This is a genomic window from Agromyces protaetiae (genome assembly GCF_030866785.1).
Taxonomy (GTDB): domain Bacteria; phylum Actinomycetota; class Actinomycetes; order Actinomycetales; family Microbacteriaceae; genus Agromyces; species Agromyces silvae.
Window position 1 is genome coordinate 1,726,848 of the sequence record NZ_CP133018.1, and the last position, 26,259, is coordinate 1,753,106.

Consider the following 26,259-nt stretch of genomic DNA (forward strand, 5'->3'; position numbering starts at 1 on the left):
GCGGGCGGGCCGAGGCATGACGGATCCGTTCGCGCAGACGCAGGCATTCGAGCAGACGGATGCCTCGGGGCGGCGCCGCGGCCTCAGCCGCGCCGCAAGGGGCTGGATCGTCGCGGGCGTCATCGTCGTGGTGCTCGCCCTGATCGTGATCGTGGCCGACCTCGTCGTGCGGTCGCTCGCGCAGACGGCGATCGAGCAGGGCGTCGAGCAGTCGCTGCCCGAGCAGGTGTCGGGCGACGTGACGGCGAGCATCGGCGGGTTCTCGGTGCTGGGTCAACTGCTCGCCGGCCGGGCCGATCAGGTCGAGCTGACCGCGCCCGAACTCGTCGTCGACGGCACCCCGATCGCCGCGCACGTGACCGCGACCGACGTCCCGCTCGATCTCAGCCAGCCGGTCGGCCGCGTCGAAGGCGAGCTGCGGCTCGACCAGCAGGCGCTCGACACGCTGACGCTCGCCCAGAGCGTCGTCGGCGACCTCACGCTCGGCGACGGGGTCGTCGGGTACACGGGCACCGTCGACGTGCTCGGGATCTCCGTCGGCTACTCGGCGACCGCCGAGCCCGAGGCCGCCGGCGACCGGGTGCTGCTCCGTCCGGTCGGTGCCGAGGTCACCGCGGGCGGGTTCGCGCTCGACGTCTCCGGCGTGGTGGACGCCGTGCTCGGCCGTGGGCCGGTCGAGATCTGCGTCGCCGACCGGCTGCCGGCGGGTGTGCAGGTCGAGGGCATCGACGTGTCGCAGGGGGAGGCCGTCGTGCGCCTCGGCGGCACGGGGCTCGTGCTCGACCAGGCGCATCTCACGCAGACTGGCACCTGCTGACCGGTCCGCGCCGCGTCGTGTCATCGATTCGGCTCATCCGGTTCGCCGTCGATAGACTCGGCGCGTCCCGCCGGATCGGCGGTTCGCGAAGGCTTCAGGAACCAATCCGGGTTCGCTCGCCGTACTCCAGCGAACGGTACCGGCAGCACCCGCACCCGTGAGGTTCTCAAGTGGCATCCACCGCATCCGCCGTGATCCCGGCTGCGCCCGACGACGCCAACGCGCTCGCGCCGACCGTGTGGCCCGCGGGCGCCGTCCGTGACGATGCGGGTCGCATCGTGGTCGGCGGCGTCGACGCGACGACCCTCGCCGAACGATACGGCACCCCCCTCTACGTACTCGACGAGCAGGTCGTGCGCGATCGCGCCGAGCGCACGCGCGTCGCATTCGAGACCGCGGCACGATCGATCGGCAGCGACGCGACCGTGTACTACGCCGGCAAGGCGTTCCTGTCGGGGGCGATCGTCAGGTGGGTCACCGAGGCCGGCCTCCGCGTCGACGTGTGCACGGGCGGCGAGCTCGCCGTCGCACTCGCGGCCGGCGCGCCGCCTGAGCGCATCGGCTTCCACGGCAACAACAAGTCGATCGCCGAGATCGAGCGCGCCGTCGAGGTGGGCCTCGGGTCGATCGTGCTCGACAGCGAGGCCGAGATCGAGCGGGTCGCCGAAGCGGCCGCGCGCGCGGGGCGCGTGCAGGCCGTCCGCCTGCGCGTCAACAGCGGCGTGCACGCCTCGACCCACGAGTTCCTCGCCACGGCTCACGAAGATCAGAAGTTCGGCGTCACGCTCGACCGCGCCGTCGAGCTCGGCGCCCGGATCCGCGCGCATGCGTCGCTCGAGTTCCTCGGCCTGCACTGCCACATCGGCTCGCAGATCTTCGACTCCGCCGGCTTCGCCGAATCCGCCGAGCGGCTGCTCGCCGCCCACGCCGCGCTGTCGGCGGTCGCGCCCGTCCCCGAGCTGAACCTCGGTGGTGGGTTCGGCATCGCCTACACCGAATCCGACGACCCCACGCCGATCGAGCGGATCGCCGACGGCATCGCGACCGCGATCGAGGCCGCCTGCCACGCGCACGGCGTCCCCGTGCCCCGCCTCGCGTTCGAGCCCGGCCGCACGATCGTCGGCCCCGCGGGAATCACGCTGTACACCGTCGGCACGATCAAGCCGGTGCCGATCGAGGGCGCCTGGCGGCACTACGTCTCGGTCGACGGCGGCATGAGCGACAACCTGCGCACCGCGCTCTACGGCGCGGACTACACCGTGCGCATCGCGTCGCGCGTCTCGACCGCCGAGCCGGCACTCGTGCGCGTCGTCGGCAAGCACTGCGAATCGGGCGACGTCGTCGTCGACACCGGCTACCTGCCGCACGACGTGCAGCCCGGCGATCTCGTGGCCGTCGCCGCGACCGGTGCGTACTGCCAGCCGCTGTCGAACAACTACAACCACGTGCCCCGGCCCCCGGTCGTCGCCGTCCGCGACGGCGAGGCGAGGGTCATCGTCCGCGGCGAGACGATCGAGGACCTGCTCGCGCGCGACGCCGGCCTCGAGGCATCCGCCCGCCCCGCTCCGACGACCGCCAAGTCCGCATCCGAAGGGACCACCGAATGATCGAGTACCGCTCCATCCGCGTCGCACTGCTGGGCGCGGGATCGGTCGGGTCCCAAGTCGCGCGGCTCCTGCTGGAGCACGGCGACGAGCTCGCCGCGCGCATCGGTGCGCGCATCGAGCTCGTCGGCATCGCCGTGCGCAACCTCGACGCCCGCCGCGATGCGGACCTGCCGAGGGAGCTGTACACGACCGACGCCGAGGAGCTCATCCTCGGCGCCGACATCGTGATCGAGCTCATGGGCGGCATCGAGCCGGCCAAGACCCTCGTGCTGCAGGCCATCGCCTCGGGCGCCGACGTCGTGACCGGCAACAAGGCGCTCCTCGCCGCACACGGTACCGAGCTGTTCGCGGCCGCCGAGCAGGTGGGCGCGCAGCTCTCGTACGAGGCGGCCGTCGCTGGAGCGATCCCCATCATCCGGCCGCTGCGGGAGAGTCTCGCGGGCGACCGCGTCGAGCGCATCCTCGGCATCGTCAACGGCACGACGAACTTCATCCTCGACCGGATGGACGCCACGGGCGCGAGCCTCGAGGACGCGCTCGCCACGGCGACCGAGCTCGGCTACGCCGAGGCCGATCCGACGGCCGACATCGGCGGATACGATGCGGCTCAGAAGGCGACCATCCTCGCGAGCCTCGCCTTTCACACGCGCGTGCCCGTCGAGGCGGTGCACCGCGAGGGCATCACGGGCGTCACGGCCGCCCAGGTCGAGTCGGCGCGTCGCGCGGGCTTCGTGGTGAAGCTGCTCGCGATCGCCGAACGGCTGACCGACCACGAGACGGGGGAGGAGGGCGTGTCGGTCCGGGTCTACCCGGCGCTCGTGCCGCGCGAGCATCCGCTCGCCGCCGTGCACGGCGCCAACAACGCCGTCTTCGTCGAGGCGTCGGCGGCCGGTCCGCTCATGTTCTACGGCGCGGGCGCCGGCGGCGTGCAGACCGCGTCGGCCGTGCTGGGCGACCTCGTCGCGATCGCGCGCCGTCACGTCATCGGCGGGCCGGGCACCAGCGAATCCACGCACTCCGACATCGATGTGCTGCCGATCGGGCAGATCATGACGAGGTACTCGATCATGCTCGAGGTCACCGACGAACCGGGTGTGCTCGCGGCGATCGCCCACGTGTTCGCCGACCACGGCGTCTCCGTCGAACAGCTCCAGCAGACGGTCGACGACTCGGGCAAGGCTACGCTGGTCATCGGCACCCATGAGGCGAAGGAGCAGGCGCTGGCCGACACCGTCGCCGCGCTCGCCGACAGCCCCCTCGTCGCATCCGTCGCGTCCGTCCTCCGAGTCGAAGGAGCAGTGTGAACCAGCCCACCCCCAAGCCAGGCTCGCGTCAGTGGCGCGGAGTCATCCGCGAGTACGCCGACCGGCTCGACGTCACGGATGCGACGCCCATCGTCACCCTCGGCGAGGGCGGTACTCCGCTCATCCCCGCTGCGGCGCTCTCGCGACGCACCGGTGCCGACGTCTGGGTCAAGTTCGAGGGCATGAACCCGACGGGCTCGTTCAAGGACCGCGGCATGACCATGGCCGTCACGAAGGCGGTCGAGGGCGGCGCGAAGGTCGTCATCTGCGCGTCGACCGGCAACACCTCGGCCTCGGCCGCCGCGTACGCGACCCACGCCGGCATCAAGGCCGCCGTGCTGGTGCCCGAGGGCAAGATCGCGATGGGCAAGCTGAGCCAGGCGATCGCGCACAACGGCGAGCTGCTGCAGGTGCAGGGCAACTTCGACGACTGTCTCGACATCGCCCGCGACCTCGCGGCGAACTACCCGGTGCACCTCGTGAACTCGGTCAACAACGACCGCATCGAGGGGCAGAAGACGGCGGCCTTCGAGGTCGTCGAGGTGCTCGGCGACGCACCCGACTTCCACTTCATCCCCGTCGGCAACGCCGGCAACTACACCGCGTACACGCGCGGCTACCGCGAAGACGTCGCGGTGGGCAACGCGACGCGGATGCCTCGCATGTTCGGGTTCCAGGCTGCCGGGTCCGCCCCGATCGTCCGCGGCGAGCCCGTCGTGAACCCCGACACCATCGCCAGCGCCATCCGCATCGGCAACCCGGCCTCGTGGGAGCAGGCGCTCGCCGCCCGCGACGAGACCGACGGCTACTTCGGCGCGATCGCCGACGAGCAGATCCTCGAGGCGCAGCGGATCCTCTCGGCCGAGGTCGGCATCTTCGTCGAGCCGGCCTCCGCCATCTCGGTCGCCGGGCTCCTCGAGCGTGCAGAGGCCGGCGCCGTGCCGGCGGGCGCACGCGTGGTGCTGACCGTGACCGGACACGGGCTGAAGGACCCGCAGTGGGCGCTGCGCACCGCCGACGGCGGCGAGGTGCAGCCGACCGTCGTGCCGGTCGACGTCGCCGAGGTGGCGTCGGTGCTCGGACTCCGGTCATGACGCAGCTCTCGGGCCGGCGCGTGCACGTGAAGGTCCCGGCGACGAGCGCGAACCTCGGTCCGGGGTTCGACACGCTCGGGCTCGCGCTCGCGCTCTACGACGAGCTCGACGTCGAGGTGCGGGATGCGCCCGGTCTCGAGATCGAGGTGCGGGGTGTCGGCGCCGGCGAGGTCCCGCTCGACGCATCGCACCTGGTCGTGCGGGCCATGGCGCACACGTTCGCCGACCGCGGACTCGAGCTGCCGCCGCTGCGTCTCGTCGCCGAGAACCGGATCCCGCACGGACGCGGCCTCGGCTCGTCCGGTGCGGCGATCGTGGCCGGGGTCATGGCCGCGAAGGGGCTCCTCGACGGCGTCGAGGAGTTCACCGCCGACGACCTGCTGGCACTCGCGACCGAGCTGGAGGGGCATCCCGACAATGTGGCGCCGGCGCTGTTCGGCGGGCTCACCATCGCGTGGACCACGTCCGAGGGACCGCGGCACAAGAAGCTCATCGTGCACCGCGGCGTCTCGCCGCTCGTGCTGGTGCCCGAGCACGAGATGTCCACGGCGCTCGCGCGGTCGCTGCAACCCGCGTCGGTGCCGCACGCGGACGCCGTGTTCAACGTCTCGCGGTCGGCGCTGCTGGTCGCCGCGCTGATCCAGAGCCCCGAGCTCCTGCTGCAGGCGACCGAGGACAAGCTGCACCAGGCATACCGCGCCGAGGCGATGCCCGAGACCGACCGACTCATCAAGGCGCTGCGCGACGCCGGGCACCCCGCAGTGGTCTCCGGTGCCGGCCCCTCGATCCTCGTGCTCGCGAGCGATCCGAGCGAGCGTGCCGACGCGGGTCGGGTCGTCGAGGCCACGGCCGAGACGGTCTGGCAGGCGCTCCCGCTGGCCGTGGACTTCAAGGGCGCGACGGTGACGCCCGCCGCGAGCTGACGCGCGGGCGACGATTCCGGAGGATCGCACACCGGGTGGTACGCTGGTTGCGCACCCGGCATCCGACGCAGTGAACGCGTCAGTGCCGCATCGTGCGATTCCCAGCAATTTTGCTCTCGCCACGCGCGGGTCCACGTCCTCGTGTATGTGCCCGTTCCGCATGGCGACCAGGTCTCCCGTCATGCGAATCCAGCAGCCGGGGGAAAGGATCACAGTCGAAGTGACGAACGTACCCGAACAGGTCGACGGCGCCGTGGACCGCGCCCGACTGAGCGCGATGAAGGTCGCCGAACTCGTCGAGCTCGCCGGCTCCCTCGGTATCACCGGAGCCACGAAGCGCCGCAAGGGCGAGCTCGTCGAGCTCATCGCCACGGCGCAGGGCGAGGTCGCGCCGGCCTCCGAAGCGCCGACCGTTGAGGCGCCCGCCGCCGAGGCGCCTGCCGTTGAGGCGTCTGCCGCCGAGGCGTCTGCCGTTGAGGCGTCTGCCGCCGAGGCGCCCGCTGCCGCGGCGGTCGCCGAGGCCCCTGCTGCCGAGGCTCCTCCCGCCGAGGCTGCGGTCGAGGCCCCCGCCGTCGAGGCTGCTACTGCCGAGGCTCCGGCTGCGGCTGACGAACCGGCGGCCGTCGAGGCATCCGCCGCCGCGCAGCCGCGCCGAGGCCGCCAGCCCCGCCGCGCGACCACCGCGACCGCCGCCGCCCTGCACGTCAACGGTGGCGGTGCCGGCGCGACGCTCGTGCCGCAGACCGAAGACGATGACGCGGCTCGCGAGGCCGCCCGCGCGGCGGTCCGCGAAGAGCTCGCCGCCGCGACCGGCGGCGCGAGCCGCGAGGGCAACGGCACCGAGCCGGCCGAGGGCGAGACGCCTGCCGAGCAGCCGCGCCAGGGCCGTGGCCGCAATCGCGGCCGTCGTGGCGGCGACCGTGAGCGTGGCGGCGAGCGCGACGGCCAGAAGGCCGGCGACGAGGGTCAGCGTCAGCAGAACGGTGACGGCGGCCGGAAGGCCGACGAGGCGCGCGGCGACCGCCAGGCCGACGCGGAGCGCGGTCAGCAGGACCGCCGCAACGGCGAGCGCGGCGACAAGTCGCAGGGCGACAAGGGTCAGGGCGACAAAGGTCAGGGCGACCGCGGCCAGGGCGAGCAGAGCCAGGGCGACAAGGGCCAGGGCGGCCGGCAGCAGCAGGGCCAGCAGGCTCAGCAGGGCGACGGCGAAGGCGGTCGTCGCAACCGCTACCGCGACCGCAAGCGCCGCGGACAGGGCGCCGGCGACGACGTCGAGCCCGAGATCCTCGACGACGACGTGCTGATCCCGATCGCGGGCATCCTCGACGTCCTCGACAACTACGCCTTCGTGCGCACCACGGGGTACCTGCCCGGTCCGAGCGACGTCTACGTCTCGCTCGGCCAGGTGAAGAAGTACCACCTGCGCAAGGGCGACGCCGTGGTGGGCGCCATCAAGCAGCCGCGCGAGGGCGACTCGAACAGCCGCCAGAAGTACAACGCGCTCGTGAAGGTCGACTCCGTCAACGGGCAGAACGCGGAAGAAGCGGCCGCACGCGTCGACTTCCAGAAGCTCACGCCGCTGTACCCTCAGGACCGCCTGCGCCTCGAGACCGAGCCGACGAAGCTCACGCAGCGCATCATCGACCTCGTGGCACCGATCGGCAAGGGCCAGCGCGGCCTCATCGTCGCGCCGCCGAAGGCGGGCAAGACGATCGTGCTGCAGCAGATCGCGAACGCGATCGCGACGAACAACCCCGAGGTCCACCTCATGGTCGTGCTCGTCGACGAGCGGCCCGAAGAGGTCACCGACATGGAGCGCACGGTGAAGGGCGAGGTCATCGCCTCGACGTTCGACCGTCCGGCCGAAGACCACACGACCGTCGCCGAGCTCGCCATCGAGCGGGCGAAGCGCCTGGTCGAGCTCGGCCACGACGTCGTCGTGCTGCTCGACTCGATCACCCGCCTCGGCCGCGCGTACAACCTCGCGGCGCCCGCCTCGGGCCGCATCCTGTCGGGCGGCGTGGACGCGTCGGCGCTGTACCCGCCGAAGCGCTTCTTCGGCGCCGCGCGGAACATCGAGAACGGCGGCTCGCTGACCATCCTCGCCACCGCGCTCGTGGAGACCGGTTCGAAGATGGACGAGGTGATCTTCGAGGAGTTCAAGGGCACCGGCAACTCCGAGCTCCGGCTCTCGCGTCAGCTCGCCGACAAGCGGATCTTCCCGGCGGTCGACGTGAACGCGTCGTCGACGCGTCGCGAAGAGATGCTGCTCTCGCCCGACGAGGTGAAGATCACGTGGAAGCTGCGCCGGGCGCTCGCGGGTCTCGAACCGCAGCAGGCGCTCGAGGCCGTGCTCGGCCGGCTCCGTGAGACGCAGTCCAACACCGAGTTCCTGCTGCTCATGCAGAAGTCGGCGCCGGTCGGTGGCAACGGGCACGGCACGTCGCACGGCCACGAGCCCGACCACCGCTGAGTCGAACGGTGTTCGAGTCGGTCCAGGCGCTCCTCACGGAGCACGGCGAGCTCCAGGAGGAGCTCGCCGACCCCGCCCTGCACGCCGATGCCGCGCGCGCGAAGCGTGTGAACCGGCGATACGCCGAGCTCTCACGCATCGTCGCCGCGCACACCGCGTGGCTGCAGGCGCAGGACGACCTCACTGCGGCGCGCGAGCTCGCGAAGGAGGACGAGGCGTTCGCCGAGGAGGTGCCCGCGCTCGAGGAGTCGGTAGCCTCGGCGCAGGAGAAGCTCCGGCGGCTGCTCATCCCGCGCGACCCCGACGACGGGCGTGACGTGATCATGGAGATCAAAGGTGGCGAGGGGGGCGCTGAGAGCGCCCTCTTCGCCGCGGATCTCCTGCGCATGTACATCCAGTACGCGCAGTCGAAGGGCTGGAAGACCGAGCTGCTCGAGCGCGACGAGTCCGACCTCGGCGGCTACAAGAACGTGCAGGTCGCGATCAAGTCGAACGCGACCGATCCGTCGCAGGGCGTGTGGGCGCATCTCAAGTACGAGGGTGGGGTGCACCGCGTGCAGCGCGTGCCCGTGACTGAGACGCAGGGGCGCATCCACACGTCGACCACCGGCGTGCTCGTCTTCCCCGAGGTCGACGCGCCCGAAGAGGTCGACATCAATCAGAACGATCTCAAGATCGACGTCTACCGGTCGAGCGGTCCTGGCGGTCAGTCGGTGAACACCACCGACTCGGCGGTGCGCATCACGCACCTGCCGACGGGCATCGTCGTGTCGATGCAGAACGAGAAGAGCCAGCTGCAGAACCGCGAGGCGGCGATGCGCGTGCTGCGGGCGCGCCTGCTCGCGCGTCAGCAGGAGGAGCTCGCGGCTGCCGCATCGGACGCGCGCAAGACGCAGATCCGGTCGATGGACCGGTCGGAACGCATCCGCACCTACAACTTCCCCGAGAACCGCATCGCCGACCACCGCACCGGCTACAAGGCGTACAACCTCGATGCCGTGATGGACGGCGCACTCGACCCGGTCATCGAGTCGGCGATCGCGGCCGATGAGGAGGCCCGCCTGGCCGACCTCGGCTAGCGCTCCGCGCCACCGCGGCGCTTCGCGCCAGTTCGCCGCGCGGCGCGCCAGGCCAGCTGGCGCGGAGGCGAACGAAGTGGCGCGGAGCGCGGTCGACGCGTCCTGCACAGCCGCCGGCCCGGGCTCGTTCTCCCGAGAACGCATGGGGCCGCGGGTGGCCGCGGCAGGTGCCGGGATCATGGGCGGATGTCTCTACACCCGCTGCCCATGGACGGCGATGGACTCATCGCGGCTGGAACCGCCAAAATCATGGGGGAGGGACGTGCGCTGCTCTCCGCTCACCGGTCGGGCGAGATCATCAGGCTGCGGCGAGGGGTCTATGTCGACGCCGAACGCCATGCCGCTCAGCGCGCGCTCGATCGGTACCGTTCTTCTGTGCTCGCGGCCGGCCGCCAGCGCCGGCGGCCGGTGTTCGCGGGGCAGACCGCGGCCCTGCTGCACGGCCTCCCGATCATCGGCGTCCCCGACGAAATCGTACTTCTGTCTCCGAGTGCATCCGGGCGACGCCGCAATGGCGTGATCGAGCTCGCCAGCCGAGGCGACGAGTCGATCGTGGAGCGTAACGGGCGGAGGCTGACGTCGATCGCCGAAACCGTGATCGATGTCGCTCGGACGACGACGCTGCTCGGAGCACTGGTCGTCGCAGACGCCGCCCTGCACACGCCGAGGTTCGGAGCGCGTGAGCCGAGATGCTCGGCGGCCGACCTGCACGAGGCGTATGTGCGCCGACGACCGTTTCCTCGGAGCCGACGCGTGGCCGCAGTGCTCGAACGCGCGAGTTCCGACGCCGACACCCCGCTCGAAACCCTCAGCCGGCTCCGGATCGAGGAGCTCGGCTTCCCGCCGCCCGAGCTCCAGTTCGCCGTGCTCCGGCCCGGCCGCGCAGCGCCGTCGTATCTCGACTTCGCGTGGCCGGAGCACGGCGTCTGGGGCGAGGCCGATGGGGCGATGAAGTACACCGGAACGGTCGGCGAAGGCTCGGGTGCACAGCGACTGTTCGCGGAGAAGCGGCGCGAGGACGAGCTCCGGGCGGTCACCGGATGGCGTTGTGCGCGGTGGACCTGGCAGGATGCCTGGGCCGGTCGGCCGCTCCGCGACATTCTCCGTCGCGCCGGCCTGCCCACACGATGAGCGCCTACTCCGCGCGCTTTCGCGCCACTTCACTCTCCGCTGCGCCAATCGAAGTGGCGCGAGAGCACGCGAAGTGGCGCGGAGGCTGCGGCAGACGGCCGGGCCGCGTACGCGCTAAATGTGCCAGTGCCAGTCGTGGACGCCGCGGGCGGCGTCGGCGGCGGCGTGCGTGAGCGGCTTCACGGTCGCCGGCACGCCGACCACGAGCGAGTGCGCCGGCGCGGGCTTCGTGACCACCGCGTTGGCGCCGACCGCGCTCCACGCGCCGACCGTGATGTCGCCGAGAATCTTCGCCCCGGCGCCGACCGTCACCCCGTCCTCGAGGGTCGGGTGCCGCTTGGTGCCCGGCGGCGTGTTGCGCGGCGCCTTTCCGCCGAGCGTCACGCCGTGGTAGAGCATGACGTCGTCGCCCACGATCGCAGTCTCGCCGATCACCACGCCCATGCCGTGGTCGATGAAGAACCGCCGCCCGATGCGCGCCCCGGGGTGGATCTCGATCCCGGTCAGGAACCGCACGAGCTGTGAGAGCAACCGGGCCGGCAACCGCAACCCCGCCTCCCAGAGGCGGTGGGTCAGGCGATACGTCCAGATGGCGTGCAGGCCCGAGTAGGCGAGAAAGACCTCGAGATCGCCTCGTGCGGCAGGGTCGTGCGCACGCGCGGTCGCGAGGTCTTCCTTCAGGGTACGGAGAATCGGCACCCGTTCAGTCAAGCAGACTCAGCCGGCCGGCACGCCTCAGCCGAGCAGTCCCTCGTAGAGCACCGTCGACAGATACCGCTCGCCGTAGCTCGCGACGATCACGACGATGGTCTTGCCGGCGTTCTCGGGGCGCTTCGCGAGCTCGAGCGCGGCGAACACGGTGGCACCGGAGGAGATGCCGCCGAGAATGCCCTCGTCCTGGCCGAGCCGGCGCGCTGTGGCGACCGCCTGGTCGATGTTCACGTCGATGATCTCGTCGTAGACGTCGCGGTCGAGGATGGCGGGAACGAAGTTCGCCCCGATGCCCTGGATCTTGTGCGGGCCGGGTGCGCCGCCGTTGAGGATCGGCGACTCCGCGGGCTCGACGCCCACGATCTTCACGTCCGGCTTGCGCGCCTTGAGGACCTGGCCGACGCCGGTGAGCGTGCCTCCGGTGCCGATGCCCGAGACGAAGATGTCGACGCCGCCGTCGGTGTCGTTCCAGACCTCCTCGGCCGTGGTGCGGCGGTGGATCTCGACGTTCGCCTCGTTCTCGAACTGCCGGGCGAGGATCGCGCCGGGCGTCCCAGCGGCGATCTGCTCGGCGCGGCCGACGGCACCCTTCATGCCTTCCGAGCCGGGCGTGAGCACGAGCTCGGCGCCGTACGCCTTGAGCAGCGACTTCCGCTCCTGCGACATGGTCTCGGGCATCGCGAGGATGACCCGGTAGCCGCGCGCGGCGCCGATCATCGCGAGCGCGATACCGGTGTTGCCGCTCGTCCCCTCGACGATGGTGCCCCCGGGCTGGAGCGCGCCGGACGCCTCGGCGGCGTCGACGATGCCGACCCCGAGCCGGTCCTTCACGCTCGCCGAGGGGTTGTAGAACTCGAGCTTGGCGAGCACGGTCGCCTCTGCCCCGTCGGTGATGCGGTTCAGGCGCACGAGGGGCGTGCCCCCGAAAGCCTGGGTGATGTCGTCGTAGACCTTCGCCATGCGGGAATCTCCTGTTCGGGTGGACTCGAGTGCCGTCCCAGCCTAGAACCGTGACGTGGGTGGGTTACATTCCATTGCGTGATGACGAGCGAGACGGATGCCCCGGGCCCGACCCTGCGCGAGGCGCGCGATGCGACGGTGGCCGCGCTGACGGCCGCGGGGATCCCTGATCCGGAGGTGGACGCCGAGCTGCTGCTCGCCCACGTGACCGGGGAGTCGCGCGGGGCCGTGCAGGCCCGGCTCATCGTCGGTGGTTCGCTGAGCGAGGCGGATGCCTCGGCGCTCGCCGAGCTCGTGCGGCGCCGTGCGGCGCGCGAGCCGCTGCAGCACATCACCGGCCGTGCCCCGTTCCGGTCGCTCGAGCTGGAGGTCGGGCCCGGCGTCTTCGTGCCGAGGCCGGAGACCGAGACGGTCGCTCAGCTCGCGATCGACGCGTTGCGTGCGGCGGCCGAGCCCGAGCCGGTCGGCGTCGACCTCGGCACGGGGAGCGGCGCCATCGCGCTCGCCCTCGCGACCGAGGTGCCGCATGCGCGGGTCTGGGCGGTCGAGAAGTCGCCCGATGCCCTCCCGTGGACCCGGCGGAACGTCGAGGCATCCGGCGCCGGGAATCTGACCCTCGTGGAGGGGGATCTGACCGACGCGCTCGCAGAGCTCGAGGGGCGGGTCGCGGTGCTGGTGTCGAACCCGCCGTACGTGCCGGCGGCGGAGGTCCCACGGGATCCCGAGGTGCACCTGCACGATCCTGCGATGGCGCTCTACGGCGGCGGTGACGGTCTTGACGTGATCCGTGTGATCTTGCACCGCGGTCTCGCGCTGCTGCGCCCCGGTGGCGCGCTCGTGATCGAGCACGCCGAGCACCAGTCGGCAGCGATCGCCGAGCTGCTCGCGACCGACGGCTGGCGCGCGATCGCGCACCACCGGGACCTCACGGGACGCGATCGGGCCACCACCGCCGTCCGCTGAGCCCGCCGCCGCCGTGCTTCGCCGGCTGCGGCGCGTCAGGAGCGGGCGAGCCTGGTGCGCGCCTCCTTGAGGGCGACACGTTCGAGCTTGCGAGCGTCGCGCAACCGCTTCTCGGCCTCGCGGCGGGCCTTGTGCGCCTCGCGGACCTTCTTGTCGGCGAGCACCGCGGGATCCTCGTGGATCGTGGGGGGCACGGCGACCGCCGGCTCGCCCGCGGCGCGCGCCTCGACGTAGACCTCGATGCTGTCCAGCACACGTTCGAGCCCGAACGCGAGGGGGTCGTCGTCGGCGCGGAAGACCCCGGCGTCGACGGCGCGGCGGAGCGCCGGGAACTCCTCAGCGGTGACGAGCGAGTCGAGCATCGCGTCGCGGGCGTCGTCGATCGTCTGCGGATCGACGCCGGCAGCGCTCGCCGACTCCACGTACGACCGTTCGACGATCGCCTGCCATCTCGTCTGGCCCGTGATGAGCAGCATCATTGCGACGCGTTCGTCTTCGGAGAGCGGGAGGTCGCCGAGGATCGCGAGTGCGGAGTCCATCCACGCGAGATTGTTGGGCGTGACGGGTGTTCCCTCGATGGGGATGTCGAGCATCCACGGGTGCTCACGGTAGCGCGAGAGCACGCCCGCGGCGTGGGCGCGGAGGCGCTCGCGCCAGGGCAGCTCCTCGTCGCCGGGCTCGGGCTCGGGCGGCACGCCCGTGCCGAACTCCTGCATGAGGGTCAGCAGGTCGTCCTTCGCGCTCACGTACCGGTAGAGCGACATGGTCGTGAATCCGAGGGCTTGTGCGACCCGGCTCATGGAGACCGCGGCGAGCCCCTCGGCGTCGGCGATCGCGGCGGCGACCTCGACGATCCGCTCGATGCTGAGCTCGCGCTTGGGTCCGCGCTGCGGGTTGGCCGCGACGCCCCACGCGAGCGCGACGCCGCGCGGCAGCTCGGGTTCGCTGGACGCGCGGGCGGGGGAGTCGGGACTCATCCGGATCCTTTCGGCGGTGGTGTTGCAATCCATCTTAGAACTGTGTAGTACTTAAACCGTGTGTTGATGCCATACACAGTTTACAACCTACACAGAAGGGCATGACCCATGACTCTCGCGATCGACGCTCGCGGGCTCGGCAAGCGGTTCGGACGGACGAGCGTGCTCGACGGCCTCGACCTCGCCGTGCCGCAGGGGACCGTGTTCGCCCTGCTCGGACCGAACGGGGCAGGCAAGACGACCACCATCAACATCCTCACCACGCTGGTGCGGCCCGATGCCGGAACCGCGATCGTGGCCGGGCACGACGTCGTCCGCGACCCCGACGCCGTTCGGGCCAGGATCAGCCTCACGGGCCAGCAGGCCGCGGTCGACGAGGTGCTCACCGGCCGCGAGAACCTGGTGATGGTCGGCCGGCTCTCGGGGCTCGCTCCGCGGGCGGCGAAGGCGCGCGCCGACGAACTCCTGCTCCGGTTCGACCTCGTGCAGGCCGCCGGGCGTGGCGTGAAGACCTACTCGGGCGGCATGCGACGCAGGCTCGACCTCGCCTGCAGCCTCGTGGTGCCGACGCCGGTGATCTTCCTCGACGAGCCGACCACCGGCCTCGACACCAGGAGCCGGCAGGAGCTGTGGCGGGTGATCTCCGAGATCGCCGAGGCGGGAGCCACGGTCTTCCTCACCACCCAGTACCTCGAGGAAGCCGATCGTCTCGCCGAGCGCATCGCCGTCCTCGACGGCGGGCGCGTCGTCGCCGAGGGCAGTGCGAGCCAGCTCAAGTCCCGGATCGGCGGCGACGTCGTCGAACTCCGCGGGTCGGACGACGAACTCCTCGCCGAGCTGCCGGCCGATGGCTCGGTGCACGGACTGCGCGCGGCGATCGACGAGCTCGACCGCCACGACGCGTCCACGCGCCCCGGCGTCCACGTCACCGTGCGGCGACCGAGCCTCGACGACGTGTTCCTCGCCATCACGGGCGGCCCGGCCGCCACCTCGGAGGATGCCGCCGAGGCATCCGCTCAGCTCATCACGGAAGGCCGATCATGACCACCGTCGCAGCATCGCGCCCGGCGCCGACGCCACCCGCGCTCGGCACCAGGAGGGCGCTCGGGCCGCTCACCGCCGAGGCGGTGTTCATCCGCCGCAGCCTCACGCACTCGCTCCGCGACGGCGAGGCGCTGCTCATGGCGATCCTGCTCCCCGTCATGCTCATGCTCTTGTTCACCTTCGTCTTCGGCGGCGCGCTCGACCCGTCCGGCGGCTACGTGGACTACGTGGTTCCCGGCATCATCCTGCTCTGCGCGGGCTTCGGCGCGAGCTCGACGGCGACGTATGTGGCCCGCGACATGTCGACCGGGGTCATCGACCGGTTCCGCACCATGCCCCTGCACGCGGGGGCGGTGCTCGCCGGGCACGTCGTGGCGAGCGTCGCCAGGAACCTGCTCGCGACCGCGGTGGTGGTCGGAGTGGCGCTCGCGGTGGGCTTCCGGCCGACCGCCGGCATCGTCGAGTGGCTCGGCGCGATCGGCATGATCACGCTGTACATCCTCGCGATCACGTGGCTGTTCGCGGCGATCGGCCTCGCGGCCGGCAGCCCGGACGCCGCCAACGGCTACGGGTTCATCCTGTTGTTCCTGCCCTACCTGTCGAGCGCCTTCGTGCCCGTCGACACCCTGCCCGGCTGGCTGCAATGGGTCGCCGAGAACCAGCCGATCACGCCGATCATCGAAACCATCCGCAGCCTGCTCATGGGGACGCCGATGGGCGACTCGGGCTGGTGGGCGCTCGGCTGGTGTGCAGCGATCATCCTGTTCGCAGCCTGGTGGGGCGCCTGGCTCTTCCGTCGCAAGGCGGGCCGGCGCTGACGTTCCGTGCACCAGGCGAGACGGATGCCACGGGCGCACGCCCGTGGCATCCGCCGCGTCAGCCGGGGATGCCGTGACGCGACCCGACCTGCGCGGCGAAGTCGCGGATGGCGCCCGCGAGGTCATGACTGTTCGCGTCGGGGCCGTGCAGCCGGAACTCGAACGCCGCGAGACCCGCATCGCGTGCGCCCGCGACGTTGGCGGGTGCGTCGTCGATGAGCATCGCGTCCGCGGCGTCGACGCCGAACCGGGCGAGGACGCGCGCGAAGATCAGCGCACCCGGCTTCCTGGCGCCCAGCTGAGCCGAGACCAGTCCGTCCCCGCCGAGGATCGACGCGGCCTCCGGCGCGAGCTCGGCGAAACAGTCGTGGAAGACGATCGGGTTGTTCGACAGCAGCGAGGCCGTGCCGAGCGAGGCCGCGAGCCGCAGCGCGTCGAGCGCGACCGGCACGGGTGTCATCGCCGCCAGCCGGGCCCGCAGCCACTGCTCACGCGTGAGCGGGGCGCCCGTGACCTCGCGGAACGCCGCGAGGTAGGCCTCGGTCGTCGCATACTCGCCGGCCTCGGCCGCGCGCTCGTGCCCACCGGCCCACCATCTCGAGGCCAGGTGGTACTGGCTCATGCCCGTCGCCGCCGCGAGCGCGGGCAGCCGCTTGCGGAAGTCGAACGCGGAGAGCGTCTGATCGAAGTCGAAGAGGAAGAGGGGAGAGCCCACACCCCGAGTATGGCAAGGTTGCGCGAAGGAGCCGGGACTAGAATCGACCGGTCATGACATCGATCTACGACTGCTCGGCCGAGGCCGACCTGCTCACCGGCATGCGTCTCGCCCGGGCGGCGATCGGGCGCGGCGAGCTCGTCGTCGTTCCGACCGACACGGTGTACGGGCTGGCAGCCGATGCCTTCTCGCCGAAGGCCGTGCAGCGACTCCTCGAGGCGAAGGGCCGTGGCCGCACGTCGCCGCCGCCGGTGCTGATCCCGGGGGTGCCGACGCTCGACGCGCTCGCGCGCGACGTTCCCGAGCCCGTCCGCAAGCTCGTCGAGGCGTTCTGGCCGGGCGGGTTGACGATCGTGCTGCACGCCCAGCCGTCGTTGCAGTGGGATCTCGGCGAGACGCGGGGGACGGTCGCGCTCCGGATGCCACGGCACCGGATCGCGCTCGAGCTGCTCTCGGAGACCGGCCCGCTCGCGGTGTCCTCGGCGAACCTCTCGGGCCGGCCTGCGGCCGGCACCGCGCAGGCGGCGGCGGACATGCTCGGCGACTCGGTCGCGGTGTATCTCGACGGCGGGGCCGCCGGCGACGAGTACGAGGCGGTGGGGGAGCGCCCGGGCGATCTCTCGTCAACGATCGTCGATGCGACCGGCGACGGGCTGCGCCTCGTCCGTGCCGGCGTCATCACCCGCGCCGAGCTGGTCGAGGTCGTCGGCGAGGAGGCGTTCGCCGCCGAGACATCCGATCGGCCCACGCCGGCCGACGAGGCATCCGGCGCCGGCGAGGCATCCGGAGCCGGCGAAACGTCCACCGACGAGGCATCCGCCCCATGACCCTGTTCGTCGCCCTCGCCGTGTTCGCGGCGCTCGTGTCCTTCGTCGGATCCCTCGTGGTCTGGAAGCTCGGGCTGAAGTACCGGCTGTACCCGAAGATCCGCGACCGCGACGTGCACACGACGCCCACTCCGCGGCTCGGCGGCATCGCGATCTTCATCGCGGTGCTCGCGGCGTTCGCCGCGGCGGGGGTCGTCTCAGCACTCGGCGGCAGCCGGTTCTCGCTCGTCGCGATCATCTTCGAGGACCCGGTCCAGGTGCTCTCGATCCTGGGTGCCGCGCTGCTCATCGTGCTGCTCGGCGTGGCCGACGATCTGTGGGACCTGGACTGGATGACCAAGCTCGCCGGGCAGTTCATCGCGGCCGGGCTCATCGCCTGGCAGGGCGTCTCGATCGTCTCGCTGCCCATCGGAGGCATCTCGGTCGGCTCCTCGTGGATGAGTGCCGTGATCACCGTCTTCGCGATCGTGCTCGTGATGAACGCGGTCAACTTCATCGACGGGCTCGACGGGCTGGTCGCGGGCGTCGCGCTCATCGCCAACGGCGTCTTCTTCATCTACAGCTACCTGCTGGTGCAGGAGACGTCGCCCTTCAACTACTTCAACCTGGCCTCGCTCATCGCCATCGTGCTGGTCGGAGCGCTCGCCGGATTCCTGCCGCTCAACTGGCATCGGGCGAAACTGTTCATGGGCGACGCCGGAGCCCTGCTCGTCGGGCTGCTGATGGCCACCTCGGCGATCGCGGTGACGGGGCAGATCAACCCCGGCGCGGTCGGCCTCGAAGAGCTCTTCGCCGCGTTCATCCCGATCATCCTGCCGTTCGCGGTGCTCGTGATCCCGCTGCTCGACTTCGGGCTGGCGGTCGTCAGGCGGCTCAGGGCGGGCAAATCGCCGTTCGCCGCAGACCGCAAGCACCTGCATCACCGGCTGCTCGACATGGGGCACTCGCACCTGCACGCGGTGCTCATCTTCTACGCCTGGACCGCGGTCATCGCGATCGGATGCCTCATGACCTATGTCTTCCCGGTCTACCTCGGCATCGACGCGAACTGGGCCTTCGTGCTGCTCGGCGTGGGCTTCGTGCTGTGCGCCGTGTTCACGCTCGCGCCGCTCGGTCGCCGCAAGCGGCTGACGGTCGCCGCCGAGGAGACGCCCGTCGCCGATCTGCCGGGGCTCGACGAGCTCGCCGGGCCCGCGACGCCCGGCCCGGCGCCGGTCGCCGCGGCGGGAGCCGCCGCACCGCCGACCGACGGCGCCTCGAACCACGCTCCCGAACCAGGAAACGGAACCCAACGATGACCGACGCGACAGATGCCGGCCGCACACCCACATCCAACCCCGTCCTGAAGCGAGCCCTCGTGTGGGGCGGTCTGCTCGCCGCCGTGATCCTCGTCGTCGCCGGGGTGCTCGGGCTCGTGTTCGCGGGCGTCGAAGGGCTCGTGAGCGCCGTCATCGGCACCGTCATGGCCGTGGTGTTCATGGCGATCACGGCCGCGAGCATCCTGCTCGCCAACCGGTTCGCCGGCAGCGACGTGTTCGTCGGGGCGTTCTTCGGCATCGTGCTCGGCGGATGGCTGCTGAAGTTCATCCTGTTCATCGTGCTGGTCGTGGTGCTGCGCGACGCCCCGTGGCTGAACACGACGGTGCTGTTCCTGAGCATCGTCGCGGGAGTCATCGCGTCGCTCGTCGTCGACGTGCTCGTGGTCGCGAAGTCGCGGCTGCCGTATGCGAGCGACGTCACGTTGCCGCGCCCGCCGAGCGAGGACTGAGCGTGCCCGGGTGGCCGAATTCGTCCTCGCGTAGAACTTGTTGCTAGAGTGATGTCGATCCCCACGGTTTCACTTCCCGCCTCCGGCGTGTGCGGAAACCGATCCGATGTTCGACGTCGCGAGAGCTTGCGCTCCACGCCCCGACACAGGAGATAGCGCTGCTAGCGAACGCTGTGAACCTGCTGGTTCCAACTGCAACCGACGATGGTGAGTTCCACGGGCCGTCGATCACCGAGTTCTTCCCTGGAGCGCTGCTCTTCGAGGGCACGATCTTCGAGATCAACCGCATCACGATCGTACGAATCGTGGCAGTCGTCGCACTGCTGCTCGTCTTCTGGCTGGGCACGCGCCGCATGCGGGTCGTGCCGGGCCGCTTCCAGAGCCTCATCGAGATGGGCCTCGACGTCGTCCGCGTGAACATCGCCGACGACCTGCTCGGCAAGAAGGACGGCAAGCGGTTCCTGCCGATCCTCACCACGATCTTCTTCATGGTGCTGTTCATGAACTTGACGGGTGTGATCCCGTTCTTGAACATCGCCGGCACCTCGGTCATCGGCGTGCCGCTGGTCCTCGCGATCGTCGCGTACATCACGTTCATCTACGCGGGCGTCAAGAAGAGCCCGAAGAACTTCTTCAAGAACTCGCTGTTCCCCTCCGGCGTGCCGTGGCCCGTGTACATCATCGTCACGCCGATCGAGCTCATCTCGACGTTCATCATCCGGCCGGTCACGCTGACCCTCCGACTCATGATGAACATGATCGTCGGGCACCTGCTGCTCGTGCTCTTCTTCGGAGCGACCTCGTTCTTCGTCACGCAGCTCGGCGGCTGGTACAGCCTGATCGGCGTCGGAACGCTGGCCTTCGGCCTCGCGTTCACGCTGTTCGAGATCCTCGTCGCCGTCCTGCAGGCCTACGTCTTCGCCCTCCTCACCGCGGTCTACATCCAGCTCGCGGTGGCGGAAGAGCACTGAGCCGGGCGCCCGCCCGAACATCCCTAAGAAAGGAAACCCAACGTGGACGCAACTACCGTTCTCGCTGAGATCAACGGCAACATCGCGACGGTCGGCTACGGCCTCGCAGCGATCGGCCCGGCCATCGGCGTCGGCATCGTCGTCGGTAAGACGATCGAGGGCGTCGCCCGCCAGCCCGAGCTCGCCGGCCGTCTTCAGGTCCTGATGTGGATCGGCATCGCCTTCACCGAGGCGCTCGCCTTCATCGGCATCGCGACGTACTTCATCTTCGTCTGATCCGCTTCGCCGCTAACTAGGAGGCCAATGTGCTCCACGCAGTTCTGAGCGCTGCGACCGAGGCTGAGGGGAACACGAGCCCGGTCATCCCCGAGTGGTATGACATCATCGGGTCGGCGATCTGCTTCGTCATCATCCTCGCCTTCTTCTGGAAGTACGTGCTCCCGCGCGTGCAGAAGCTGCTCGACGAGCGCGCCGAGGCCATCGAAGGCAACATCGCGAAGGCCGACGAGGCACAGCGCAAGGCCGAGGCGGCGCTCGAGGAATACACTGCTCAGCTCGCCGACGCGCGTGCCGAAGCCGGTCGTATCCGCGAGGTGGCTCGTGAAGACGGCAAGAAGATCGTCACCGAGGCCAAGGACCAGGCAGTGATCGAGGCCGCACGCGTGACCTCGAGCGCGCAGGCGCAGATCGAGGCCGAGCGTCAGCAGGCTCTCGTCTCGCTCCGCACCGAGGTCGGCACCATCGCGATCGACCTCGCGTCGGGAGTCGTCGGCGAGACGCTCTCCGACGATGCGAAGGCCAAGGCCGTCGTCGACCGGTTCCTCGCCGACCTCGAGGCCGAGCAGGCCTCCGCCGGAGGGAAGAAGTAACGCATGGGTAGCGCAACGAGGGAGGCCCTCGCGGGCACCCGCGCCGCGCTCGCCGGCCTCGGCCGTGCCGAGCTCCAGGCCGCAGACGACCTGCTCGCCGCGGCCCGTGTCATCGGCGCGACGCCGCACCTGCGGACCGCGCTGATCGATGCGGAGGCCGACGAGGCGCAGAAGCGCGCGCTCGTCGCGCAGGTCTTCGGCTCGCGGATCGCACCCGAGGCGGCCACGCTCCTCGTGAGCGCGGCGTCGCAGCGCTGGTCGAGTGGCAATGACTTCCTCGCGGGTCTCGAAGAGCTCGGCTTCCGCCTCGCCTCCGAGGCCGCGGGCAGGGATGTCCAGGTCGACGCCGAACTCTTCGCGTTCGAGCGCACGGTGGCCCACGACGCGGAGCTCGAGCTCGCGCTCGGCTCCAAGCTCGGCGCTGCCGCCGCCAAGTCGCAGCTCGTCGAACGGCTGCTCGCGACACGGGCGTCCGCAGCGACCGTCGCGATCGTCCGTCATCTCGTGCAGCAGCCGCGCGGACGGCGCATCGGCGAGATGCTTCGTCAGGCGGCCTCGATCGTCGCCGACCAGCGGGGCTTCGACGTGGCGACGATCACCACGGCGGTCCCGCTGACGGAAGAGCAGCGCGAACGCCTCGAGCGTTCGCTCGCCGCGACCGCCGGCCGGAGCATCCGCTTCGACACCATCGTCGACCCCGCCGTGCTCGGCGGGGTGCGCGTCCAGCTCGGCGATGACGTCATCGACGGCAGCGTCGCCAGCCGCCTCAGCGACCTGAGGCTGAAGCTCGCCGGCTGAGGCCGGCCCACCCGACCGGCTCGCGAGCCGCACCAGACCCTAGCTGTACAAGCGGTACAGAAAAGAGAAAGACAATGGCAGAACTCACCATCAGCCCCGACGAGATCCGTTCGGCTCTCTCGGAGTTCGCCGCGGCGTACGAGCCGGGCGCGGCCCAGAAGACCGAGGTCGGGTACGTCACCGACGCAGCAGACGGCATCGCGCACGTCGAGGGCCTGCCCTCGGTCATGGCGAACGAGCTCATCCGCTTCGCCGACGGCACCCTCGGCCTCGCGCTGAACCTCGAGGAGGACGAGATCGGTGTCGTCGTCCTCGGTGAGTTCACCGGTATCGAGGAGGGCATGGAGGTCACCCGCACGGGTGAGGTCCTCTCCGTCCCCGTCGGCTCAGGGTACCTCGGCCGGGTCGTCGACCCGCTCGGCAACCCGATCGACGGCCTCGGCGAGATCACGGGCATCGAGGGCCGTCGCGCGCTCGAGCTCCAGGCGCCCGGCGTCATGCAGCGCAAGTCGGTGCACGAGCCGCTGCAGACGGGCATCAAGGCCATCGACGCCATGATCCCGGTCGGCCGCGGTCAGCGTCAGCTCATCATCGGCGACCGTCAGACCGGCAAGACCGCGATCGCGATCGACACGATCATCAACCAGAAGGCCAACTGGGAGTCGGGCGACCCGACCAAGCAGGTCCGCTGCATCTACGTCGCGATCGGCCAGAAGGGCTCGACCATCGCCTCCGTGAAGGGCGCGCTGGAGGACGCCGGTGCGATGGAGTACACGACCATCGTCGCGGCGCCGGCCTCGGACCCCGCAGGCTTCAAGTACCTCGCGCCCTACACCGGCTCGGCCATCGGGCAGCACTGGATGTACGACTCGAAGCACGTCCTCATCATCTTCGACGACCTGTCGAAGCAGGCCGAGGCCTACCGCGCCGTGTCCCTGCTGCTCCGTCGCCCGCCGGGCCGCGAGGCCTACCCCGGCGATGTGTTCTACCTGCACTCGCGTCTGCTGGAGCGTTGCGCCAAGCTCTCCGACGAGCTCGGTGCCGGTTCGATGACCGGTCTGCCGATCATCGAGACGAAGGCGAACGACGTCTCGGCGTACATCCCGACGAACGTGATCTCGATCACCGACGGCCAGATCTTCCTGCAGTCCGACCTGTTCAACGCGAACCAGCGGCCGGCCGTCGACGTCGGTATCTCGGTCTCGCGAGTCGGTGGTGACGCCCAGGTCAAGTCGATCAAGAAGGTCTCGGGCACGCTGAAGCTCGAGCTCGCGCAGTACCGCTCGCTCGAGGCGTTCGCGATGTTCGCGTCCGACCTCGACGCGGCGAGCCGTCGCCAGCTCGCGCGAGGCGCCCGCCTCACCGAGCTGCTCAAGCAGCCGCAGTACTCGCCGTACCCCGTCGAGGAGCAGGTCGTCTCGATCTGGGCCGGCACGAAGGGCAAGCTCGACGAGGTGCCGGTCGAGGACATCCTGCGGTTCGAGCGTGAGCTGCTCGACTACCTCGGCCGCAACACCGACGTGCTGACGGTCCTCCGCGACACCAACGTGCTCGACGACGACACGGTCGCCAAGCTCGACTCCGCCGTGGACGCCTTCAAGCTCGAGTTCCAGACCGGTGAGGGCAAGCCGCTCGCCTCGGTCGGCAGCGAGCAGTTCGAGGCCATCGCCGAAGAGGACGTCAACCAGGAGAAGATCGTCAAGGGTCGCCGCTAGGCGGTCCTGACGGGACGTCCTCGGAAGCTAGGGATACAGGAGAGACATGGGAGCGCAACTTCGGGTCTACCGGCAGAAGATCAAGTCTGCCCAGACGACGAAGAAGATCACCAAGGCGATGGAGCTCATCGCCGCCTCGCGCATCCAGAAGGCGCAGGCGCGTGTGGCCGCTTCGACGCCGTACTCGCGCGCGATCACGCGCGCGGTGTCGGCGGTGGCGACCTACTCGAACGTCGAGCACGTGCTGACGACGGAGCCCGAGAAGATCGAGCGCGCCGCCGTCGTGATCCTCACCTCCGACCGCGGACTCGCCGGTGCGTTCAACTCGCAGGTCCTGCGTGAGGCGGAGGAGCTCTCGGAGCTCCTCCGCTCGCAGGGCAAGGAGGTCGTGTACTTCCTGGTCGGGCGTAAGGCGGTCGGGTACTTCCAGTTCCGGCGCCGTGCCTTCGAGCAGCAGTGGATCGGCAGCTCCGAGAGCCCCGAGTTCGAGCTCGCGAAAGAGATCTCTGACGCGGTGCTCGAGTCCTTCCTCCGCGATGCGGGAGACGGCGGCGTCGATGAGATCCACCTCGTCTACAACCGCTTCGTGAGCATGATGACGCAGGAGCCCTCGGTCGTGCGGCTGCTGCCGCTCGAGGTCGTCGAAGGCGTCGAAGAGCCCACGTCGACCGTTCAGCCGCTGTACGAGTTCGAGCCCGACGTCGAAACCGTGCTCGACGCGCTGCTCCCGGTGTACATCGAGAGCCGGATCTTCAACGCCCTCCTGCAGTCGGCGGCCGCGAAGCACGCGGCGACCCAGAAGGCGATGAAGTCGGCGAGCGACAATGCCGACAAGCTCATCACCGACTACACCCGCCTCGCGAACAACGCTCGCCAGGCCGAGATCACGCAGCAGATCTCCGAGATCGTGGGCGGCGCGGACGCGCTCGTCGTCGCCAAGAAGTAATCCAGAAAAGGAAGAGCAGAATGACTGACATCGCTACCGCGCCGGTCACCGAACAGGCCGCCGGGGCTGTCGGCCGGATCGCCCGGGTCACGGGCCCCGTCGTCGACATCGAGTTCCCGCACGACTCGATCCCTGAGATCTACAACGCTCTCCAGACCGAGATCAGCATCGGCGACCAGACGTCGACGCTGACCCTCGAGGTCGCCCAGCACCTCGGCGACGACCTGGTCCGCGCCATCGCGCTGAAGCCGACCGACGGTCTCGTCCGCGGTCAGGAGGTCACCGACACCGGCGCGCCCATCTCGGTGCCGGTCGGCGACGTGACCAAGGGCAAGGTCTTCAACGTCATCGGCGAGGTGCTGAACGGCGAGCCCGGCGAGACGATCGAGATCACCGAGCGCTGGCCGATCCACCGGAAGCCCCCGGCCTTCGACCAGCTCGAGTCGAAGACGCAGCTCTTCGAGACCGGTATCAAGGTCATCGACCTGCTCACCCCGTACGTGCAGGGCGGCAAGATCGGCCTGTTCGGTGGTGCGGGCGTCGGCAAGACCGTCCTCATCCAGGAGATGATCCAGCGCGTCGCGCAGGACCACGGCGGTGTGTCGGTGTTCGCCGGCGTCGGCGAGCGTACCCGTGAGGGCAACGACCTGATCCACGAGATGGAGGAGGCGGGCGTCTTCGACAAGACCGCCCTCGTCTTCGGCCAGATGGACGAGCCGCCCGGGACGCGTCTGCGCGTCGCGCTGTCGGCGCTGACCATGGCCGAGTACTTCCGTGACGTGCAGAAGCAGGACGTGCTGCTCTTCATCGACAACATCTTCCGGTTCACGCAGGCCGGTTCCGAGGTGTCCACGCTGCTCGGCCGTATGCCGTCCGCGGTGGGCTATCAGCCGAACCTCGCCGACGAGATGGGCGTCCTGCAGGAGCGCATCACGTCGACCCGTGGTCACTCGATCACCTCGCTGCAGGCGATCTACGTGCCCGCCGACGACTACACCGACCCGGCGCCGGCGACCACGTTCGCGCACCTCGATGCGACGACCGAGCTCTCCCGTGCGATCGCGTCGAAGGGTCTGTACCCTGCGGTCGACCCGCTGACGTCGACCTCGCGCATCCTCGACCCGCGGTACCTGGGCGAGGACCACTACCGGGTGGCCACGACGGTCAAGCAGATCCTGCAGAAGAACAAGGAACTGCAGGAGATCATCGCGATCCTCGGTGTCGACGAGCTCTCCGAGGAAGACAAGATCACCGTCTCGCGCGCGCGTCGCATCGAGCAGTTCCTGTCGCAGAACACCTACATGGCGAAGAAGTTCACGGGTGTCGAGGGTTCGACGGTGCCGCTGAAGGACACGATCGAGTCGTTCGACGCCATCGCCAAGGGTGACTTCGACCACGTGGCCGAGCAGGCCTTCTTCAACGTCGGATCCATCTCCGACGTCGAAGAGAAGTGGGCGCAGATCCAGAAGGAGAACGGCTGAACATGGCCGCACTCAACGTGAGCGTCGTCTCGGCCGACCAGGAAGTCTGGTCGGGCGAGGCGACCATGGTGGTGGCGCGCACCGTCGAAGGCGAGATCGGCATCCTGCCGGGTCACGAGCCGATGCTCGCGATCCTCGCCGGCGGCGAGGTGCGGGTGACCCTCGCCGGCGGCGAGAAGCTCACCGCGAACGCCGAGGAGGGCTTCCTCTCGGTGCAGTCCAACGCCGTGCAGGTCGTGGCGTCGAGGGCTGCGCTCGTCTGAGGAGG

General features: G+C 70.2%; 26 protein-coding genes. 22 read left to right on the forward strand and 4 right to left on the reverse strand.

What is annotated here, in order from left to right; all coding sequences use genetic code 11:
• Positions 1-16 precede the first annotated feature (16 nt).
• The 8 genes from QU602_RS07950 (at position 17) to QU602_RS07985 (ending at position 10,428) form a co-directional block, all read left to right on the forward strand.
• The gene (locus QU602_RS07950) at positions 17-817 is read left to right on the forward strand and encodes an LmeA family phospholipid-binding protein (protein ID WP_308799725.1); all 801 of its coding nucleotides are present in this window, start codon (positions 17-19) and stop codon (positions 815-817) included.
• Between the two features lie 170 nt (positions 818-987).
• Positions 988-2,424: a diaminopimelate decarboxylase gene (gene lysA, locus QU602_RS07955; protein WP_308799726.1), complete on the forward strand. Its 1,437-nt coding sequence runs from the start codon at positions 988-990 to the stop codon at positions 2,422-2,424.
• Complete coding sequence (locus QU602_RS07960) at positions 2,421-3,728, forward strand: homoserine dehydrogenase (RefSeq protein ID WP_308799727.1); 1,308 nt, start codon at positions 2,421-2,423, stop codon at positions 3,726-3,728. The genes lysA and QU602_RS07960 overlap by 4 nt, the downstream gene beginning before the upstream one ends.
• Positions 3,725-4,822, forward strand: a complete 1,098-nt coding sequence (gene thrC, locus QU602_RS07965; RefSeq protein ID WP_308799728.1) for a threonine synthase — start codon at positions 3,725-3,727, stop codon at positions 4,820-4,822. Before QU602_RS07960 ends, thrC begins: the two co-directional genes overlap by 4 nt.
• Positions 4,819-5,745, forward strand: coding sequence for a homoserine kinase (gene thrB / locus QU602_RS07970; RefSeq protein ID WP_308799729.1), 927 nt, complete (start codon positions 4,819-4,821; stop codon positions 5,743-5,745). Before thrC ends, thrB begins: the two co-directional genes overlap by 4 nt.
• Positions 5,746-6,022: 277 nt before the next feature.
• A complete protein-coding gene (gene rho / locus QU602_RS07975) occupies positions 6,023-8,218 on the forward strand; it encodes a transcription termination factor Rho (RefSeq protein WP_373692920.1) in 2,196 nt (731 codons plus the stop codon).
• Between the two features lie 8 nt (positions 8,219-8,226).
• Positions 8,227-9,297 (forward strand): peptide chain release factor 1, encoded by a 1,071-nt coding sequence (gene prfA / locus QU602_RS07980; protein WP_308799732.1) that lies wholly within the window; start codon positions 8,227-8,229, stop codon positions 9,295-9,297.
• A 186-nt stretch (positions 9,298-9,483) separates the two neighbouring features.
• Complete coding sequence (locus QU602_RS07985; RefSeq protein ID WP_308799733.1) at positions 9,484-10,428, forward strand: hypothetical protein; 945 nt, start codon at positions 9,484-9,486, stop codon at positions 10,426-10,428.
• Between the two features lie 114 nt (positions 10,429-10,542).
• Here the strand turns inward: QU602_RS07985 and epsC are convergent, their stop codons facing one another.
• Together epsC and cysK are read right to left on the reverse strand one after the other, a co-directional pair.
• Entirely contained in the window at positions 10,543-11,127 is a 585-nt protein-coding gene (gene epsC, locus QU602_RS07990; RefSeq protein WP_308799734.1) for a serine O-acetyltransferase EpsC, read from the reverse strand.
• A gap of 36 nt (positions 11,128-11,163) precedes the next feature.
• A complete protein-coding gene (gene cysK / locus QU602_RS07995) occupies positions 11,164-12,099 on the reverse strand; it encodes a cysteine synthase A (RefSeq protein WP_308799735.1) in 936 nt (311 codons plus the stop codon).
• Positions 12,100-12,180: 81 nt separating this feature from the next.
• Here cysK and prmC point away from each other — a divergent pair, with 81 nt between their 5' ends.
• The gene (gene prmC / locus QU602_RS08000; RefSeq protein WP_308800119.1) at positions 12,181-13,062 is read left to right on the forward strand and encodes a peptide chain release factor N(5)-glutamine methyltransferase; all 882 of its coding nucleotides are present in this window, start codon (positions 12,181-12,183) and stop codon (positions 13,060-13,062) included.
• A 35-nt stretch (positions 13,063-13,097) separates the two neighbouring features.
• Here the strand turns inward: prmC and QU602_RS08005 are convergent, their stop codons facing one another.
• Positions 13,098-14,039, reverse strand: coding sequence for a TetR/AcrR family transcriptional regulator (locus QU602_RS08005; RefSeq protein ID WP_308799737.1), 942 nt, complete (start codon positions 14,037-14,039; stop codon positions 13,098-13,100).
• Positions 14,040-14,147: 108 nt separating this feature from the next.
• Here QU602_RS08005 and QU602_RS08010 point away from each other — a divergent pair, with 108 nt between their 5' ends.
• The gene (locus tag QU602_RS08010) at positions 14,148-15,083 is read left to right on the forward strand and encodes an ATP-binding cassette domain-containing protein (RefSeq protein ID WP_308799738.1); all 936 of its coding nucleotides are present in this window, start codon (positions 14,148-14,150) and stop codon (positions 15,081-15,083) included.
• Positions 15,080-15,901 (forward strand): ABC transporter permease, encoded by an 822-nt coding sequence (locus QU602_RS08015; RefSeq protein ID WP_308799739.1) that lies wholly within the window; start codon positions 15,080-15,082, stop codon positions 15,899-15,901. The genes QU602_RS08010 and QU602_RS08015 overlap by 4 nt, the downstream gene beginning before the upstream one ends.
• A 58-nt stretch (positions 15,902-15,959) precedes the next feature.
• Here the strand turns inward: QU602_RS08015 and QU602_RS08020 are convergent, their stop codons facing one another.
• On the reverse strand, positions 15,960-16,616 hold the full coding sequence (locus QU602_RS08020) for an HAD-IA family hydrolase (protein ID WP_308799740.1): 657 nt from the start codon (positions 16,614-16,616) through the stop codon (positions 15,960-15,962).
• Positions 16,617-16,669: 53 nt separating this feature from the next.
• Between QU602_RS08020 and QU602_RS08025 the strand changes: the two genes are divergently transcribed.
• The 11 genes from QU602_RS08025 (at position 16,670) to QU602_RS08075 (ending at position 26,254) form a co-directional block, all read left to right on the forward strand.
• Complete coding sequence (locus QU602_RS08025) at positions 16,670-17,443, forward strand: L-threonylcarbamoyladenylate synthase (protein WP_308799742.1); 774 nt, start codon at positions 16,670-16,672, stop codon at positions 17,441-17,443.
• Positions 17,440-18,741 carry an MraY family glycosyltransferase gene (locus QU602_RS08030; protein WP_308799743.1) on the forward strand — a complete coding sequence of 434 codons (1,302 nt, stop codon included), beginning with the start codon at positions 17,440-17,442 and terminating at the stop codon, positions 18,739-18,741. The genes QU602_RS08025 and QU602_RS08030 overlap by 4 nt, the downstream gene beginning before the upstream one ends.
• Entirely contained in the window at positions 18,738-19,211 is a 474-nt protein-coding gene (locus tag QU602_RS08035; protein ID WP_308799744.1) for a hypothetical protein, read from the forward strand. Before QU602_RS08030 ends, QU602_RS08035 begins: the two co-directional genes overlap by 4 nt.
• A gap of 173 nt (positions 19,212-19,384) precedes the next feature.
• Positions 19,385-20,182: a F0F1 ATP synthase subunit A gene (gene atpB / locus QU602_RS08040; protein WP_308799745.1), complete on the forward strand. Its 798-nt coding sequence runs from the start codon at positions 19,385-19,387 to the stop codon at positions 20,180-20,182.
• A 42-nt stretch (positions 20,183-20,224) separates the two neighbouring features.
• On the forward strand, positions 20,225-20,458 hold the full coding sequence (gene atpE / locus QU602_RS08045) for an ATP synthase F0 subunit C (RefSeq protein ID WP_022888426.1): 234 nt from the start codon (positions 20,225-20,227) through the stop codon (positions 20,456-20,458).
• Between the two features lie 29 nt (positions 20,459-20,487).
• Positions 20,488-21,051: a F0F1 ATP synthase subunit B gene (locus QU602_RS08050; protein WP_308799747.1), complete on the forward strand. Its 564-nt coding sequence runs from the start codon at positions 20,488-20,490 to the stop codon at positions 21,049-21,051.
• Positions 21,052-21,054: 3 nt separating this feature from the next.
• Entirely contained in the window at positions 21,055-21,849 is a 795-nt protein-coding gene (locus QU602_RS08055; RefSeq protein ID WP_308799748.1) for a F0F1 ATP synthase subunit delta, read from the forward strand.
• Between the two features lie 74 nt (positions 21,850-21,923).
• On the forward strand, positions 21,924-23,564 hold the full coding sequence (gene atpA, locus QU602_RS08060; protein WP_308799749.1) for a F0F1 ATP synthase subunit alpha: 1,641 nt from the start codon (positions 21,924-21,926) through the stop codon (positions 23,562-23,564).
• Between the two features lie 46 nt (positions 23,565-23,610).
• Complete coding sequence (locus tag QU602_RS08065; RefSeq protein WP_308799750.1) at positions 23,611-24,510, forward strand: F0F1 ATP synthase subunit gamma; 900 nt, start codon at positions 23,611-23,613, stop codon at positions 24,508-24,510.
• Positions 24,511-24,530: 20 nt separating this feature from the next.
• The gene (gene atpD / locus QU602_RS08070) at positions 24,531-25,991 is read left to right on the forward strand and encodes a F0F1 ATP synthase subunit beta (RefSeq protein ID WP_308799751.1); all 1,461 of its coding nucleotides are present in this window, start codon (positions 24,531-24,533) and stop codon (positions 25,989-25,991) included.
• Positions 25,992-25,993: 2 nt separating this feature from the next.
• Positions 25,994-26,254, forward strand: coding sequence for a F0F1 ATP synthase subunit epsilon (locus QU602_RS08075; protein WP_308799752.1), 261 nt, complete (start codon positions 25,994-25,996; stop codon positions 26,252-26,254).
• The last annotated feature ends 5 nt before the right edge of the window (positions 26,255-26,259 follow it).

Coding starts and splice junctions, on each gene's coding strand:
- QU602_RS07950 (WP_308799725.1), top strand. CDS start 17: ATGACGGATCCGTTCGCGCAGACGCAGGCATTCGAGCAGACGGATGCC.
- QU602_RS08075 (WP_308799752.1), top strand. CDS start 25,994: ATGGCCGCACTCAACGTGAGCGTCGTCTCGGCCGACCAGGAAGTCTGG.
- QU602_RS08030 (WP_308799743.1), top strand. CDS start 17,440: ATGACCCTGTTCGTCGCCCTCGCCGTGTTCGCGGCGCTCGTGTCCTTC.
- QU602_RS08010 (WP_308799738.1), top strand. CDS start 14,148: ATGACTCTCGCGATCGACGCTCGCGGGCTCGGCAAGCGGTTCGGACGG.
- prmC (WP_308800119.1), top strand. CDS start 12,181: ATGACGAGCGAGACGGATGCCCCGGGCCCGACCCTGCGCGAGGCGCGC.
- QU602_RS07985 (WP_308799733.1), top strand. CDS start 9,484: ATGTCTCTACACCCGCTGCCCATGGACGGCGATGGACTCATCGCGGCT.
- rho (WP_373692920.1), top strand. CDS start 6,023: ATGAAGGTCGCCGAACTCGTCGAGCTCGCCGGCTCCCTCGGTATCACC.
- QU602_RS08015 (WP_308799739.1), top strand. CDS start 15,080: ATGACCACCGTCGCAGCATCGCGCCCGGCGCCGACGCCACCCGCGCTC.
- QU602_RS08005 (WP_308799737.1), bottom strand. CDS start 14,039: ATGAGTCCCGACTCCCCCGCCCGCGCGTCCAGCGAACCCGAGCTGCCG.
- QU602_RS08065 (WP_308799750.1), top strand. CDS start 23,611: ATGGGAGCGCAACTTCGGGTCTACCGGCAGAAGATCAAGTCTGCCCAG.
- QU602_RS08035 (WP_308799744.1), top strand. CDS start 18,738: ATGACCGACGCGACAGATGCCGGCCGCACACCCACATCCAACCCCGTC.
- cysK (WP_308799735.1), bottom strand. CDS start 12,099: ATGGCGAAGGTCTACGACGACATCACCCAGGCTTTCGGGGGCACGCCC.
- QU602_RS08025 (WP_308799742.1), top strand. CDS start 16,670: ATGACATCGATCTACGACTGCTCGGCCGAGGCCGACCTGCTCACCGGC.
- QU602_RS08055 (WP_308799748.1), top strand. CDS start 21,055: ATGGGTAGCGCAACGAGGGAGGCCCTCGCGGGCACCCGCGCCGCGCTC.
- atpD (WP_308799751.1), top strand. CDS start 24,531: ATGACTGACATCGCTACCGCGCCGGTCACCGAACAGGCCGCCGGGGCT.
- QU602_RS07960 (WP_308799727.1), top strand. CDS start 2,421: ATGATCGAGTACCGCTCCATCCGCGTCGCACTGCTGGGCGCGGGATCG.
- atpA (WP_308799749.1), top strand. CDS start 21,924: ATGGCAGAACTCACCATCAGCCCCGACGAGATCCGTTCGGCTCTCTCG.
- thrB (WP_308799729.1), top strand. CDS start 4,819: ATGACGCAGCTCTCGGGCCGGCGCGTGCACGTGAAGGTCCCGGCGACG.